This is a genomic window from Candidatus Seribacter sulfatis, from assembly GCF_964187635.1.
Lineage (GTDB): Bacteria > Verrucomicrobiota > Verrucomicrobiia > Opitutales > Seribacteraceae > Seribacter > Seribacter sulfatis.
This window is the reverse complement of the sequence record NZ_CAXLMO010000025.1, coordinates 12,485-27,250: the sequence shown is the minus strand read 5'-3', so window position 1 is coordinate 27,250 and position 14,766 is coordinate 12,485. Positions and strand designations below refer to the sequence as shown.

At 43.0% G+C, this 14,766-nt stretch carries 15 protein-coding genes and 1 pseudogene; 2 read left to right on the top strand and 14 right to left on the bottom strand.

Annotated features, from left to right (window positions below; all coding sequences use genetic code 11):
* Positions 1-750 (top strand): annotated as a pseudogene (locus ACKPQ5_RS03585) (hypothetical protein); the annotation flags it as partial.
* Here the strand turns inward: ACKPQ5_RS03585 and ACKPQ5_RS03580 are convergent.
* Positions 747-2,315, bottom strand: coding sequence for a glucose-6-phosphate isomerase (locus ACKPQ5_RS03580; protein ID WP_407677725.1), 1,569 nt, complete (start codon positions 2,313-2,315; stop codon positions 747-749). The pseudogene ACKPQ5_RS03585 and the gene ACKPQ5_RS03580 sit on opposite strands and share 4 nt — an antisense overlap.
* Positions 2,316-2,321: 6 nt before the next feature.
* Entirely contained in the window at positions 2,322-4,013 is a 1,692-nt protein-coding gene (gene ilvD / locus ACKPQ5_RS03575; RefSeq protein ID WP_407677724.1) for a dihydroxy-acid dehydratase, read from the bottom strand.
* Positions 4,014-4,106: 93 nt separating this feature from the next.
* Here ilvD and pheA point away from each other — a divergent pair, with 93 nt between their 5' ends.
* Positions 4,107-5,186, top strand: a complete 1,080-nt coding sequence (pheA, locus tag ACKPQ5_RS03570) for a prephenate dehydratase (RefSeq protein WP_407677723.1) — start codon at positions 4,107-4,109, stop codon at positions 5,184-5,186.
* 12 nt (positions 5,187-5,198) lie between these two features.
* Here the strand turns inward: pheA and ACKPQ5_RS03565 are convergent, their stop codons facing one another.
* The 12 genes from ACKPQ5_RS03565 to ACKPQ5_RS03510 form a co-directional block, all read right to left on the bottom strand.
* A complete protein-coding gene (locus ACKPQ5_RS03565; RefSeq protein WP_407677722.1) occupies positions 5,199-5,684 on the bottom strand; it encodes a hypothetical protein in 486 nt (161 codons plus the stop codon).
* Positions 5,665-6,138 carry a transcriptional regulator NrdR gene (nrdR, locus tag ACKPQ5_RS03560; RefSeq protein ID WP_407677721.1) on the bottom strand — a complete coding sequence of 158 codons (474 nt, stop codon included), beginning with the start codon at positions 6,136-6,138 and terminating at the stop codon, positions 5,665-5,667. The genes ACKPQ5_RS03565 and nrdR overlap by 20 nt, the downstream gene beginning before the upstream one ends.
* Before the next feature lie 41 nt (positions 6,139-6,179).
* Positions 6,180-6,749, bottom strand: coding sequence for an anthranilate synthase component II (locus tag ACKPQ5_RS03555; protein ID WP_407677720.1), 570 nt, complete (start codon positions 6,747-6,749; stop codon positions 6,180-6,182).
* 7 nt (positions 6,750-6,756) lie between these two features.
* Positions 6,757-7,980, bottom strand: coding sequence for an argininosuccinate synthase (locus ACKPQ5_RS03550; protein WP_407677719.1), 1,224 nt, complete (start codon positions 7,978-7,980; stop codon positions 6,757-6,759).
* Between the two features lie 4 nt (positions 7,981-7,984).
* Entirely contained in the window at positions 7,985-8,929 is a 945-nt protein-coding gene (argF, locus tag ACKPQ5_RS03545; protein WP_407677718.1) for an ornithine carbamoyltransferase, read from the bottom strand.
* Positions 8,926-10,125, bottom strand: a complete 1,200-nt coding sequence (locus tag ACKPQ5_RS03540; protein ID WP_407677717.1) for an aspartate aminotransferase family protein — start codon at positions 10,123-10,125, stop codon at positions 8,926-8,928. The genes argF and ACKPQ5_RS03540 overlap by 4 nt, the downstream gene beginning before the upstream one ends.
* 5 nt (positions 10,126-10,130) lie before the next feature.
* Complete coding sequence (gene argB / locus ACKPQ5_RS03535) at positions 10,131-11,006, bottom strand: acetylglutamate kinase (protein ID WP_407677716.1); 876 nt, start codon at positions 11,004-11,006, stop codon at positions 10,131-10,133.
* A complete protein-coding gene (gene argJ, locus ACKPQ5_RS03530) occupies positions 11,003-12,223 on the bottom strand; it encodes a bifunctional glutamate N-acetyltransferase/amino-acid acetyltransferase ArgJ (protein WP_407677715.1) in 1,221 nt (406 codons plus the stop codon). The genes argB and argJ overlap by 4 nt, the downstream gene beginning before the upstream one ends.
* Positions 12,220-13,248 (bottom strand): N-acetyl-gamma-glutamyl-phosphate reductase, encoded by a 1,029-nt coding sequence (argC, locus tag ACKPQ5_RS03525; RefSeq protein WP_407677714.1) that lies wholly within the window; start codon positions 13,246-13,248, stop codon positions 12,220-12,222. The genes argJ and argC overlap by 4 nt, the downstream gene beginning before the upstream one ends.
* Before the next feature lie 91 nt (positions 13,249-13,339).
* Positions 13,340-13,744: a 30S ribosomal protein S9 gene (rpsI, locus tag ACKPQ5_RS03520; RefSeq protein WP_407677713.1), complete on the bottom strand. Its 405-nt coding sequence runs from the start codon at positions 13,742-13,744 to the stop codon at positions 13,340-13,342.
* Between the two features lie 12 nt (positions 13,745-13,756).
* Positions 13,757-14,185, bottom strand: coding sequence for a 50S ribosomal protein L13 (gene rplM, locus ACKPQ5_RS03515; RefSeq protein WP_407677712.1), 429 nt, complete (start codon positions 14,183-14,185; stop codon positions 13,757-13,759).
* Between the two features lie 88 nt (positions 14,186-14,273).
* On the bottom strand, positions 14,274-14,672 hold the full coding sequence (locus ACKPQ5_RS03510; protein WP_407677711.1) for a hypothetical protein: 399 nt from the start codon (positions 14,670-14,672) through the stop codon (positions 14,274-14,276).
* Positions 14,673-14,766: the final 94 nt, after the last annotated feature.

Below are 14,766 nucleotides of genomic sequence, written 5' to 3'. Positions count from 1 at the left end.
CCCCCTGTCCCTCCACCACTCCAAAACCTTCGCCAAGAGAAAAGTAAGCTCTTTAATCAAAAAAATTCAATCGAAGTAAAATTTCGAAAAGTGAAGGGGCTTCTTTCTTCGGGTACAGCCCAAAATTCAAAATCTATGAGCAAAGATATCAGCCTGCCAGATCCAAAGCCGGCAGTTCCTGGTTCAAAACCTTTTCGATTTTTGTGTCGAGAGGGAATGATCTATCCAATTGATGAATCAATGTTGTACGCTCGTATAAAATCTGCACTTACCAAGTCCGGACCCAAGCCAAATAAAGATGGAGAATATGATAGTTCAGCTTTCATAAATTTCATTCATTCACAGAAGATTAGTACTTCCTTTTTTACAGTTAAGGTTAGTGTAGATGGAGGGAAGGTGATGAGGTTTACAGTGGAAAGAAAAAGGGCGGCAGGGGAGGATGAAATGGAGCTGGTAAAACCGAGCTCAGAATACTTGAAGGCTTTAGCCGGAATTAGTCCCAAGACCCATTACCTTTTATTTGAAGTTTTCCCGGACAGTTTTGGTACCTATCTCAGTGCCCGGGAATTATCAAATGGGAGAAAGTTCCCCGCGGGTTGGAAACCCGCGAATCGATCCAATGATTGGTGGGGCTTTGACTGGGGGTATCGCGCCATAGGTAGAAAAGCAATGATCGCAGCTCGTACAAAGCCAAAATCTGCTACCGGCAAGCCTGTTCCTGCTAAGAAACCGGCTAATGTGTTGGACTAGCTTGCGAAGAAAAGATCTTCCAAAGTACTCTCTCCGCTTTTACGTTCGAAAATATTGGGTTGGTTTATCACTAAACTTTCCAAAATCTTATAGACCCATCCTATTTTTTCTTGCTGTCCTATTTCATCCGCAATCTGTGTGGCTGTTTGTCCTGTACCTTGATTTGCATTTAGGTGTCGAACAATCAACTTCCTTACCTCTAAAACTGCAGATGCCGCTTTTTTCCCTGCTTCAACGCCAGGCTGATGGTAAGCATTAATACCGGTTAGTGTGGCATAAAGACCAACAGCTCGTTCAAATAATGCAATCAATCGACCAATCGCAGCTGGGGTTATCTCAGTAATAGTGAGAGTCACTGATTTCCGCTCTTTTTCATACAGTGCATCGCGGGTACCGAGGAAAAAACCATGCAGATAATCTCCGGAGCTCATTCCATCCTCATCCACATCAATAGAGGGAGAATCACGATGTTTCAGTACTTCTATAAAGGTGGCAAAAAAATTGGGAACTCCTTCACGCAATTGTTGGACATAGGCATGCTGATCAGTTGATCCTTTATTTCCGTATACTGAAATTCCCTGGTGTACAATATTCCCTGCCAAATCTTTCTCCTTACCAAGGGATTCCATGATGAGTTGCTGCAAGTATTTGGCAAATAGCTCAAGCCTGTCTTTGTAGGGTAGAATCACCATATCCTTTTTCCCTTTTCCTCCGGTAAGAAAGTGCCAGGAAAGAGCGAGCATGGCCGCGGGGTTTTTGCGAAATTCAGAATTCCTGGTCAATTCATCCATTTCTGCTGCTCCGTCAAGAAACGAGTCGATATTGATTCCCTGAAGGGCTGCTGGCAATAATCCTACCGCCGCAGTCTCACTAGTTCTTCCGCCCACCCAATCCCACATTGGAATGAAATCAAGCCACCCCTTTTTTTGTGAATAATCATAAAGTTTGCTTCCCAGTCCAGTGACTGCAATGGCATGTTTTGAAAAGTCCAGCCCCGATTCTGAAAAGGCATGTTCAGCTTCAAGCATTCCATTCCGCGTTTCTGCGGTACCGCCAGACTTTGAAATAACAAGCACAAGAGTGGTCTGGAGCGCGGTTCCAATTTCCGATAAAGTAAGGTCAATCCCGTCCGGGTCAGTATTATCAAAAAAGTGAACTTTTAGTTTATCTTCTTCTGGGTGCCCTAATGCTCTGCCCACAAATTGGGGTCCTAATGCGGATCCTCCAATTCCTATTACCAACAGGTCGGTAAAAGAGCCATTGGGCGATTGAAGAACTCCGGAATGCACCTGTTCAGAAACTTGTTTAACTTTTTCCAGTGTTTCGCGGATCACCGTTGTCAGTTTATCAGTGGGAGCGAGATCGGGATTTCGTAACCAATAGTGACCGACCATTCTGTTTTCATCGGGATTGGAGATGGCACCTCCTTCCAATTCATTCATTTGCTCCAGTGCACTTGCAATTGGTTGAGCCATAGAAGAAAGATAGTCTTCCGAAAAGTCGACAAAAGAGAAATCGGCCCAGAACTGAGCTTTTTGATGTGAAAGATAAAAAGATTGTTTCATAGTTTTTTAAAATTGATCGGTGATTGCTCCTTGTGATGCAGAGCTTACCAGCTTTGCATATTTTGCTAAAACCCCCCTGTTTTCCTTAGGCTCCGGTATTTTCCAATTGCTTTTGCGTACTCTCATTTCTTCTTCAGATAAATCGAGGGAAAGTTCGTTATTTTCTGCATCTATTGTAATAATATCATCATTTTGAAGCAGCCCGAGCGGTCCTCCTATCGCTGCTTCCGGAGTAACATGTCCCACGACAAAACCGTGACTGCCTCCAGAAAAACGACCATCTGTAATAAGGGCAACTTCCTTCCCCAGCCCTTTTCCCATAATTGCTGAAGTGGGCGAAAGCATTTCCCGCATTCCTGGACCGCCGACTGGTCCCTCATTTCGGATCACAATTACATGACCTGCTTTTACTTCACCTTCCAAAATACCACGTAATGACGCCTCTTCTGATTCAAATATAATTGCTTTACCGGTAAACTTGAGCCCTTCTTTTCCAGTAATTTTAGCAACCGCACCATCTGGTGCTAGGTTACCGTATAAAATTCGAAGATGGCTGTCTTTTTTGATTGGATCATTAAACGGCCGGACCAAGTCCTGACCACTCGGGTAGGGGGCATAGGGAGTTGCATCTTTCACATTTTCGGCAAGTGTTTTGCCCGTAACAGTGATACAGTCTCCGTGTAAAAGCCCTTCTTCAAGTAGTGTTTTGAGTAAAGGGCGCAAGCCCCCAATACGAACAAAATGGGACATGTTATATTTACCGCTTGGTTTTAGGTCACAAAGAACAGGGACCCTTTTTCCAATTTCAGTAAAATCATCTAAGTCTAACTTTACATCAGCAGAATGTGCCATCGCCAATAAATGAAGCACTGCATTTGTTGACCCGCCCAGCGTGATCACAACAGTAATAGCGTTTTCAAATGCTTCCCTCGTCATTATATCCCGAGGTTTAATATCGAGTTCAATTAAGTTGACTACCGCAGCTCCGGCATCTTTGGCATCCAATTTTTTTTCATCTGAAATCGCCAATTGAGCAGAACTATCTGGAAGGCTCATACCCAATGCTTCAATTGCAGACGACATTGTGTTGGCAGTGTACATTCCTCCGCAGGAACCCGGTCCAGGGATCGCTTTTTTTTCAATGGCAGTGAGTTCTTCTTTATCAATTACTCCCCCCGCATGTGAGCCTACGGCTTCGAATACGGATACGATATCAAGATTTTTTTCCTTGTGTAGACCGGGTAATATAGTGCCTCCGTAGACAAAAATACCGGGTCTGTTGAGTCGCGCGAGTGCCATTACGCAGGCGGGCATATTTTTATCACATCCTCCTATCGCAACTAATCCATCCATTCCCTCCGCACCAACCACTGTCTCAATTGAATCTGCGATTACCTCGCGCGAAACAAGAGAATAGCGCATACCAGGTGTTCCCATGCTAATGCCATCTGATACTGTAATTGTGCCAAAGGGGACTGCTTTCCCTCCCGCTTGGTCTACCCCTTCAACGGATGCTTTTCCTAATTCGTCCAAATGAGAATTACACGGTGTTACCATACTCCAGGCTGAGCATACTGCTACTTGTGGTTTTTCGAAATCTTCATCTTCGAAGCCAACGGCTCGTAACATGGAGCGATTAGGGGCACGATCATTTCCATCAACTACGATGGAGGAAAAGTTGCGGTTGCATGAATTCATTTAATAGGATTATGATTTGATTTGGCTTTGAATCAAGTTAGATAAAGACTAGCGAAAACAATCAATATCTTCTTCATTCGCAACAACCTTTTTTTGAAAAATACAAATCTAGAGTCTTTAAGGGACGAAATTGATGGGGTCGACTCGCAAATAGTCGGGTTGCTCAATCAGCGTGTACAAGCAGCTGCCAAGATTGGTCGCATTAAAGAAGAGTTGGGTGTGGACCCCTATGATCCTGCTCGCGAGGAACAGGTCTTTGAAAAGTTAGAAAATTTAAATGCGGGTCCGTTAACCAAAGATTCTCTCCAGGTGATTTACCGCGAAGTTATTTCTGCCTCCATTGCGTTAGAGAAAAAATTAATAATCGGTTACTTAGGACCTGAAGCAACTTACACGCACCAAGCGGCGGTAAATAATTTTGGGTCTACCTTAGAATATCATCCATTACCCGACATTCCCGATGTGTTTCAAGCAGTGGAAGCAGGTGAATGTGACTATGGAGTTGTGCCCATAGAAAATTCTACAGAGGGTGCAGTGAATCGTTCGTTAGACCTACTGGTGGAAAGTGAATTAACAATTGTGGCACAAGTTTACCTGAAGGTTGAACATTCCCTTTTTAGCTTTTCTTCCTTGGAAGAGATTCTGGAGGTCCGATCCAAAGACCAGGCACTCGCCCAATGTAGTGATTGGTTACGACGTAATTTACCCAACGCACGCTTAGTTCCCTATTCGAGTACTGCAGAGGCGGTAAAGAGCTTGTCGCCTGATTCTTCCATAGCTGCAATTGCAGGTAGCTTGGCGGGCCGAATTTATACGGTGCCCAGTCAAGCCGAGGGAATTCAGGATCGAAAGAACAATGTAACCCGCTTTCTTGTGGTGGCGCGCAAACCCTTACCACAGCGGGATGGGGTAAAGTATCGAACGAGTTTGGTTCTCTCTCTGCCTGATCAAATTGGTGCATTGCAAAACGCATTGAAGCCATTCTCTGATCGTGATCTTAATTTGTGTAAGATTGAATCACGTCCCAGTCGGTTGAAGAGATGGGATTATTATTTCTTCGTAGATTTCATTGGGCATCGTGAAGATAAGAAAGTGAAAGAAGTAATGGACGAGCTTGAAAAAGCCTGCCCATTGATGAAGTTTCTTGGAAGTTACCCCGAAGGGAGTTCCTGAGACTTCCTTTATTTAAAAAAACAAGACTGATAAGTCTTGGTTTGGATTTGCATTGTGCAAAACTAGTTCCTCGATAAAGGAGCGTAGGTTTTGATAATCTTTTTCTTTTTTGGCAGTCCACCTTTTATTTCGATTCATCAAAGATTCTTTAAGACCAGATACGAGGAGTAATCCCCTAAAAGTATTCTGAAAACAATGAATTGATTCGAGTACAGATGCCCGAACCCACAAGGGTTCAATTGCGGAGACACGGGCATTCCAGTGAGTGTAGTTTAAATTTCTCTTATTGGGGAAATGAAAACGAACTACTTGTTCAATACAATGCTCAAAAGACTGCACAGGCATTTGCCGCATCTCATCATTTTCTCGTAAAAATGAGAGCGTCCTTTGCAACTGCAAGGTTTCTTCACGCGTAGAAGCACTTCCGATAACGGAAAATAGAGCGTTTAGATTTTGTAGTCTTGTATAATCGTCTTTTTTAACCGCCGTTTTTGTCACCCTTTTTGTTACCACCCAAGTTAACTAATTCCTCCACGAATTGAGATATTCCCATAAAATCCTCATAAAAGCTTGCGTACCTAAGCCATGCGACACCATCCACATTTTTGAGTCGCAACATAATCGCATCTGCAATTGCTCGGCTTGGCACTTCGCTATCAAATTCACTTTCAATTTGTCGAAGCGTTTGAGAGAGAAGTCCATTAATCTGCTCGGCATCAATCGGACGCTTTGCAATCGCACGCCTTAAACCGGTGGCAAGTTTTGTACGATCAAAACTTTCCCTTCGCCCGTCCCTTTTCACTACTACGAGATCTTCACGCAGAATTTCTTCAATAGTAGAAAACCGGTAACCACAACCTTGACATTCGCGACGACGACGAGTCGACGCAATTTTTCCAGCTCTTGTATCAAGAACTTTCAGGTCATCGGATGAGCATTTAGGACAATGCATTAACGATTAAGGATTCCACTTTCCACACACACATGAATCTTCTAACAGACTTCTAGGAAGTTCTTCAAGATCATAATTCCCTTTTCTGTTGCGAGCGATTCGGGATGGAACTGAACACCCCAAATGGGAAGGCTGGTATGTTCGATTCCCATAATTTCTCCCTCTTTCGTTTCTGCGGTAACTTTTAAGCATTTAGGCAGGCTGGATCGTTCAGCAATCAGAGAATGGTATCGGGTTGCGGTGAGAGGGTTGGGTAAATCTTTAAACAGGTTCTTTGCATCGTGCTGGATTGGCGAAGTTTTGCCATGCATCAAACGATCAGCCCTTACGATTTTCCCCCCAAATGCCTGTGCAACACATTGATGCCCAAGGCAAACACCGAATATCGGCTTGATGCCTTGCAGTTTTTGAATGATTTCAAGACTGATACCGGCACGGTCCGGATTACAGGGGCCGGGCGAAATTACAATTCCATCAAATTGGTCGACTTGAAGTTCTTCTATAGAAATTGCATCATTACGAAATACCTCAACCGTGGCATTCAATTGTCCAAAGTATTGAACCAAGTTGTAGGTAAATGAATCGTAGTTATCAATAACGAGAAGATTCATAATCGAGCTATCCTTTATAGCCTTGCTTGCGATTTCTTTCTTTTAAGCGCAATGCATTCAAGCGTATAAAACCTCCCGCATCTTCCGGTTGGTAATCGCTTTCGTCATCATCCATGGATGCGATTCCTTCGTCGTATAATGAAAAATCTGACTTTCGACCCACCGTGATTACATTTCCCTTGTACAGTTTTAATCGAATAATTCCGGATATAGTTTCTTGGCTTTTATCAATCAAAGCTTGTAGTGCTTCTCTTTCCGGAGCGAACCAAAATCCATAATATATTAACTCGGCATAACGAGGAACAAGTGAATCTCGTAAGTGCATTAAATCCCGGTCCATGGTAAGGGTTTCCATTTGACGATGGGCGTGGAGAAGTATTGTTCCGCCGGGGGTTTCATATACTCCCCGACTCTTCATGCCTACAAAGCGGTTTTCAACCAAGTCTACCCGGCCAATTCCATGCTTACCAGCAATCTTATTGAGTTGAACTATCACCTGAGAAGGGGTGAGTGTGTTTCCGTCAATCGCAACACAATTTCCTTTTTCGAAACTTAATTCAATATATTGTGCCTCATCCGGAGCCAGTTCAGGATCAACTGATAGTTTGTACATCTCGCGATTGTCAGGCGTTGTGGGATCAAACCAAGGATCTTCAAGAATCCCGGCTTCGTAGGAAATATGCCACAGGTTTCGATCCATGGAATAGGGCTTGGACGCACTCGCTTCGACATCAATTTTATGGTCTTTACAATATTGAATCATCTCCTTGCGTCCGGGAAAGCGTTCTCTAAATGAGGCATCTCTCCAAGGGGCAAGTATAGTCAAGTCAGGAGCAAGGGCAGAAAAGGTAAGTTCGAAGCGGCATTGGTCATTTCCTTTCCCCGTTGCTCCGTGAGCCACTGCATTGGCATCGAATTCCCTCGCGATATCAATATGTGCCTTCGCGATTAAGGGTCGTGCGATAGAAGTCCCCAATAGGTATTGGGATTCATAGACCGCATTGCCCCGTACCATAGGATAAATGTAATCCTGTGCAAATTCATCAACAAGATCCAGAGTACGATGTGCACTTGCACCAGTGGACATAGCTTTTTCTTCCAGTCCATCGAGCTCTTCTTCCTGACCTACATCCGCACAGTAGGTAATCACTTCTGCATTTTGTTCATTTGCGTACCAATGAACCAGCACTGAGGTGTCAAGACCTCCTGAATAAGCGAGAATAATTTTCATAGAATTAAGATATGTTATTTTGAGAAAGTTGTTTCATGATCGCTTTTTGCATGTGCAGTCGATTTTCTGCCTGGTCATATAGAATGGAACGAGGAGAAGACAGCACTTCTTGGGTAACCTCTTCTCCGGAATGGGTGGGCATACAATGCATAAAGAATGAATTCTCCTTGGCTTGGTTCAGTAAATCCTGAGTCACTTGATAACGGGCCATTTTTTCCTTCCGGTCATTTTCTTCTTTTTCATAGCCCATACTGACCCATACATCGGTATACAAAATATCGGCATTTTGTGCCGCTTCCTTGCAATCTTGGGTATATTTCCATCGGATCGGCAGGTTTGCATTTTTGCAGAAAGTTTCTATTTCCGGGGAAGGTTTAAATTCTTCCGGTCCACTTAACCATATATCCATATCCCACAACGCACCGGCTAAAATCCAAGAATTCGCCATATTACAACTGGTATCCCCGAAGAAGGCCAGTTTTTTACCTTTTAATCCATTGTAAGGATTAAGAGACGAACCGGTTTTTTCTAGAATAGTCATACAGTCAGCGTAAATTTGGCAGGGATGAAGAAAATCAGTCAATGCATTAATAACCGGTATTTCAGCATACTGTGCAAATTCCTTAATAATTTCATGTCCGTGCGCTCTTATAATTAAGCCATCTAGGAAACGGGATAGTACTTTTGCAGTATCCTCAATACTTTCTCCCCGGCCAATTTGAGTGCTCGAAAGATCCAGTAACACTGGATCGCCACCTAATTCTCGAATTCCTACTTCAAAGGAGACCTTGGTTCGAGTACTGTTTTTGTAAAATAACATTCCCCAACTTTGTCCCATTAAATCTTGAGTCGGTCGTAGTGCTCTATTTTTCTTATATTCAAAGGCATTTTTGAACACAGATAAAATTTCTTCTTTCCCCAAATTATTTTCTTCTAAAAAATGTTTCATTTTTGTAATGCATTGTGAAATTCCTTCAGGGAACTCTTCGTGATTTCAAGTGCTTCCTTTAATTCAGAATTGCAAATCGTAAGTGGAGGGAGAAAGCGAATTGCATTTCCGGCGGCTCCTACTACGAGCAATCCCTTTTGTCGAAGTTTTGTAATTAAGTCATTTGGTAAATTCTGCATAACGAGGGCAAGCATTAACCCACGGCCTCTTACTTCCTTAATTAAATCTGGGTATTTATTTTTGAGGTTTTCCAATTCTGATTGAAGGAATTCTCCATGCTTTTGAGTTTTTTTAATCAAATCTTCTTTTTCAATTACATCCAGAACAGCATGTGCAGCAGAACAGGCGAGGGGGGAACCTCCAAAGGTGGTTCCGTGAGAACCCGGTTGAAAAATCTCAGTCCATTTTTCCTTCAACCAAATTCCTCCAATCGGGAATCCACCACCTAATCCCTTTGCCATCGCAACGGCATCTGGTTTTACGCCTGATTTCTGAAATCCAAGAAATTCCCCAGTCCGACCAATTCCCGCCTGTACTTCGTCGAGCATAAAAAGGAGGTTCTTTTCTAAGCAAATTTCTTGGAGACCCTGTAAAAAAGAGTCAGACGCAACCTGGATTCCTCCCTCCCCTTGAATCGACTCCACCATTATACCAATGGTTTGCTCGTCAATCATGGACTTAAATGCAGCAAGATCATTGAGGGGGGCAAATGAAAAACCATCGAGGAGGGGCTCGAAGCCATTTCTGTATTTCGAGGAAGAAGTAGCAGATAAAGCCCCCATTGTTCTACCATGAAATGCATTTTCGGCAACAATGAGCTTATGCTTTTTTGGACCGGGAACTTGATTTCCTGTTAATCTTGCAAATTTGATCAATGCTTCATTTGCTTCCGCACCACTGTTGCAAAAAAGCATTTTACCTGGGCCAATGTGAGCGATTAATCTTTTTGCCAAGTTGATTTGTTGGGGAATTGAATAAAGATTGGAGCAATGCACCAGTTGTTTGGCCTGTTTACTAACTGAATCAATCCAATGTTGATGGCTATGTCCAATATTGGTTACTGCAATTCCGGATGTGAAATCGAGGAATTTTTTACCGCTTGAGTCCCATAAGTATGAACCCTCTCCTTTTACAATTTCCAACGGGGGAGGACCGTAGTTGCTTATTAAATATTTACTTTGCTCTGAAACGCTCACGGGAATTAATGGGAATGTACAATCTCAGTACCAATTCCTTCATCGGTAAAAATTTCAAGAAGAATACTATGAGCAAGCCGACCATCAATAAAATGCACACGGTTAACACCCGCGTTTAATGCCTGAACCGCACTATTGACCTTTGGCAGCATTCCTTGGGCAATTACTCCCTCCTGCTTGAGTGGTTCGACCTCATCAATTGCAAGACTCGAGAGCAGGCTGTTTGGATCTTTTGGGTTTTGCAGAAGACCTGGCACATCGGAGAGGTAGACTAACCTTCTTGCTTTCAGGGCAATTGCAACTTGAGCGGCTGCAGTATCCGCATTTATGTTGTAACACTGGCCCTGCTGATCCGATGCAGTGGAAGAAATTATAGGCATAGAACCGGCATCAAGTGCCTGTAGTATCGGGCCAGTATTAACGGATTGAATTTCACCCACATAGCCAAGTTCGGAACTGTGCGGAAGCTTAGTGCATGCTAAAATTTCTTTTCCGGCTATTCTTTGTACATCACAATCATAGCGAGCCACAAAAGAAGCAACTTCTTGGTTCACCGATCCATTTAAAACCTCATCCACAACTTCGATTGATTGTTTATCAGTGACTCGCAATCCATCAATAAATTTTGCTTCAATTCCTTTTTCTGTGAGAACCCGGGTAACTGCTTTACCTCCGCCATGAACCACTACCACTTGAATCCCTAAAAAACTGAGTAGAACGAGATCCTGGGCAACACGCGAACGAACTTCAGGATCGGGGGAATCCATAAAACTCCCCCCATATTTAATTACAAAAATTGATCCTCGAAACCTCCTTACATAAGGCAATGCTTCGACTAGGATACTTGCTTTTCTTTTACTTTCTTCTACCTCAAGCATCATTCGCTCTTATTGAAGTTTACATATTCCTCGCTTAAATCATTGCTCCAAATTTCTCCCTCTGATTGTCCCATATTTAAATCTAAAGTAATAGTGAATTCATCGGAAGAAACGATTTTTTTCCAATTTGCCTTATTTTCGATTAAAGGTGTCCCTTTGGAGAGCACAGGAGTTTCGTTGTAAAACATCGTAATCTTCTCAAAGGATAAGCCTACTTTTGCATAGCCAGCCGCGTCCACTACTCGACCCCAATTTGGGTCAGAGCCATACCAGGAAGTTTTTACTAAGAGTGAATTGGCAATGCAGCGAGCCACTTTTAAAGCAGATTTAGAATCTTTTGCACCTTTGATTTTCACTTTTACAAATTTAGAAACCTTTTCCCCATCTGTTACACATTTTCTAGCTAAGCAGGAGCAAACTGCATTCACCGCATCCGCGAATTCGCGTTGAACGGAGTCAGTTTCTTCCTCCAATTTAATGCCCGAATTTCCATTGGCGAGGAGGAGGACCGTGTCATTGGTACTCATGTCTCCATCAATTGTAATTCGATTGAAAGAATTCTCCACCGCATCCTTTAGAATTTCTTGTAATGTAGAGCTCGGAGCAAGAATGTCCGTAGTCAGGAATGCCAGCATGGTAGCCATGTTAGGCTCGATCATACCCGCTCCCTTGACGACGCCTCCAATAGTTATTTCACCCCGTGAACATTCGATTTTCGCGGAGCATGACTTGGTGCAGGTATCAGAAGTTAGAATCGCTTCCTGGAAAGCTCGTGCACCATCACACTCGTCCTTGATGTCCTCGCTTGCATCTCTAATTCCTGTGGTAAGACGACTCATGGGCAGTGGAACTCCAATTCTTCCTGTTGAGCAGACCAGGACCTCCTTAGAATGGATGTTTAAATGTCTTGCTACCTCAGAGGCCATTTTTTTGGTATCTAGTTCTCCCTGTTTTCCGGTACAGGCATTTGCATTGCCACTATTTGCTACAATGGCATGAAAAGTGGAACCTGATTCGGTTATTAATTTTTTGGAATACCGAACGGGAGCAGCTTGGATGTCATTTGTTGTAAATACTCCTGCTCCGTTGCATGGCTTTTGGGAGTAGATTATTCCGAGGTCTAATTTAGCATTTCTTGCCCCTTTGACATCGCAGTGAACGCCCGAACAAAAGAAGCCCATTGGTTCTGTAAGAGCATCCCCATTTTCATAAAATTTCATGGCAGTCCCTCTCCTTCGTCATACCCTTGGCATATATTCATTGCCTGTATAGCTTGTCCCCCAGCTCCTTTGAGCAAGTTGTCTTCTGCTGAACAAATGATGAAACGACCAGTCCTTGAATCATGATTGACAGAAAGATCAATCCGGTTTGTGCCGACCACATGAGACACATCTGGAAATTCCCCCTCCTCCAATAAATGAACAAATTTTCGTCCCCTGTAAAAATCGTTCCAACAATCCCATACCTGTTTTCTGGTTGAACCTACCTTTGCCCGGGCTGAAATAGTGGAACAAATTCCCCGGTTCATTGGAGCTAAGTGGGGATGGAAGGAAATGATAATTTTGTTTGTTACCGCAAGAGATAATTGTTCTTCAATTTCTGATAAATGTCGATGTTTGGGCAGTCCATAGGCACTAGCACTTTCATTTCTTTCGCAATAAAGCAGTTTTTCGGAGGCAGTCCTTCCCGCTCCACTCACACCGCTCATGCTATTGGCTACGATATCATTCTCTTCAATCAATTGATCCTTAAGTAGTGGAAAAAGAGGAATCAAAATACTGGTTGGATAGCAACCAGGAGAGGCAATTAAAGGAGAGTCTTCCCATGTGAAGGAATGGATTTCGGGCAGTCCATAGGTGGCTTTTTTAAGCCATGCTGGGGAAGGGTGGGGCGTTCCGTAAAATTCTTCGTAACATTCCGGAGTGAGCAGTCGGAAATCTGCGGATAAATCAATTACTTTTTTCCCCGCCTCAAGCAGTGGTATCGCATAAGATGCTGCCGTACCGTGAGGGAGTGCAAGAAAGAAGAGTTCGCATTCCGGACTTTTAGAAAGTTCTTCAATACTGGGATTGGTAAAAGCCAACCCCTTTGTTTTTCCTCTTAAATTCGGAATGCAGGACTCAACGGTTTTTCCCGAATATGCTCTGGATGTTACCTCTACCAGATTGATTTTCGGGTGCTGAATAAGTAAGGATACAAGTTGCCTACCGGAATATCCCGATGCACCTACAACAGTTGCGTTCATTATAGTGAAATAAAATAGTTTGTGCTAATTAAAAAAACAAACCCCTCGGTTGGAGTTCCGAGGGGTTTTGTTAAAGAGAATAAAAGAGTTTCTATCGTTTTGAGAATTGGAATCTTTTTCTGGCCCCTGGTTGTCCAGGTTTTTTCCGCTCGAGTTTTCGTGGATCTCGTCGCATGTGTCCGTCTTTCTTGAGAGGAACTCGAAGCTCGGGATCCATTTTTTCCAAAGCACGAGATAAACCATGCCTGATTGCTCCTGCTTGTCCTGCGCTGCCACCACCAGAAACATTAACTGTTATATCCACTCCGCCCACCATATCTACGGAAGCAAGAGGTGATAACACAATTTTTCGAGATTCCTCAGTGGAGCAATAATCGGAGTATTCTTTTCCGTTGATCAGGAAATTCCCTGTGCCTTCTTTAATTCGAACACGGGCGGAACTTGTTTTTCTTCTGCCTGTGGCAATAAATTCAGTGGTGGAAGTTTTGGCACTCATAAAATAAATAGATTAACTTGCTAATGGAGTCGGTTGTTGAGCGGAATGCGGATGTTCTTCTCCGCGGTACACTTTGAGTTTTGTCAGCATGCGATCGGCAAGTTTGTTTTTGGGTAACATACCCTTTACCGCATTCATGATAATAAATTCTGGTCTCTTCTTACGAAAGTCTGCTACATTACGGTATTTTTCGCCTCCCATGTAGCCACTGTAAAACATGTATTTCTTCTGTTCTTCCTTTGCTCCAGTGAGCTTGACCTTGTCTGCGTTAATAACGATTACATAGTCACCTGTGTCCACATGTGGAGTGTAGGTGGGTTTGTCGCGACCGCGGAGTGAATTAGCGATAGACACTGCGAGTCTACCAAGAATTTGATCTTTTGCATCCACAATTCTCCACCCGTGGGTAGTTGTTTCAGCTTTGGCAAGAGTTGTTTTCATGTTAGATTTGGAGAAAAGCTTTTAAATAAAACAAATTATATATCGTTCGTCAACTGAACAATCATTTAAGAGGGGTAATTAGTAGGGGTTAAAATTGACCAGAGCCAAGATCACTTAAAGTTTGATCATAAAACTTCCGTCCATAACCCATTACCCTGTCCGTATTATCAAACACAACTGGCATATACCTTTGCTCAATATCTTTATTAGCTAGAGTGCCCTCGTTTCCACCTTTGCGGATTTTGTAAAACCAAGCACTCCCCCAATCATAGCCTTCAACATAGTTTGCGATACCGGCGAGTTCAAAAACTTGTCCCTTGGTCATGCCAACTGCAAGCCCCATCAGGCTTTCAATGTTTTCCTTAATTTCCCCATCATCCTTTGAGAAAGGATTGGAACCTCCTCGAGTACAGGAAGAGAATGAAAAGAATAAAGAAGTGGAAATTATTCCTAAAAGAATACGAAAGTGTAATGGTAAACGATTCATGTTGGGAATTTATTCATGCTTTTAAAAATTTCGCAATATCAATTTTTTAAATTGGATCGATCTATAATTCACAATTCTTCTCTTTGCCGAGCCG

Bases quoted from the DNA above. Each gene is read 5' to 3' on its own strand.
- ACKPQ5_RS03580 (WP_407677725.1), bottom strand. From the start codon at position 2,315: ATGAAACAATCTTTTTATCTTTCACATCAAAAAGCTCAGTTCTGGGCC.
- argJ (WP_407677715.1), bottom strand. From the start codon at position 12,223: ATGAAATTTTATGAAAATGGGGATGCTCTTACAGAACCAATGGGCTTC.
- rpsI (WP_407677713.1), bottom strand. From the start codon at position 13,744: ATGAGTGCCAAAACTTCCACCACTGAATTTATTGCCACAGGCAGAAGA.
- ilvD (WP_407677724.1), bottom strand. From the start codon at position 4,013: ATGAATTCATGCAACCGCAACTTTTCCTCCATCGTAGTTGATGGAAAT.
- argF (WP_407677718.1), bottom strand. From the start codon at position 8,929: ATGAAACATTTTTTAGAAGAAAATAATTTGGGGAAAGAAGAAATTTTA.
- ACKPQ5_RS03510 (WP_407677711.1), bottom strand. From the start codon at position 14,672: ATGAATCGTTTACCATTACACTTTCGTATTCTTTTAGGAATAATTTCC.
- ACKPQ5_RS03555 (WP_407677720.1), bottom strand. From the start codon at position 6,749: ATGAATCTTCTCGTTATTGATAACTACGATTCATTTACCTACAACTTG.
- argB (WP_407677716.1), bottom strand. From the start codon at position 11,006: ATGATGCTTGAGGTAGAAGAAAGTAAAAGAAAAGCAAGTATCCTAGTC.
- rplM (WP_407677712.1), bottom strand. From the start codon at position 14,185: ATGAAAACAACTCTTGCCAAAGCTGAAACAACTACCCACGGGTGGAGA.
- ACKPQ5_RS03550 (WP_407677719.1), bottom strand. From the start codon at position 7,980: ATGAAAATTATTCTCGCTTATTCAGGAGGTCTTGACACCTCAGTGCTG.
- argC (WP_407677714.1), bottom strand. From the start codon at position 13,248: ATGAACGCAACTGTTGTAGGTGCATCGGGATATTCCGGTAGGCAACTT.
- nrdR (WP_407677721.1), bottom strand. From the start codon at position 6,138: ATGCATTGTCCTAAATGCTCATCCGATGACCTGAAAGTTCTTGATACA.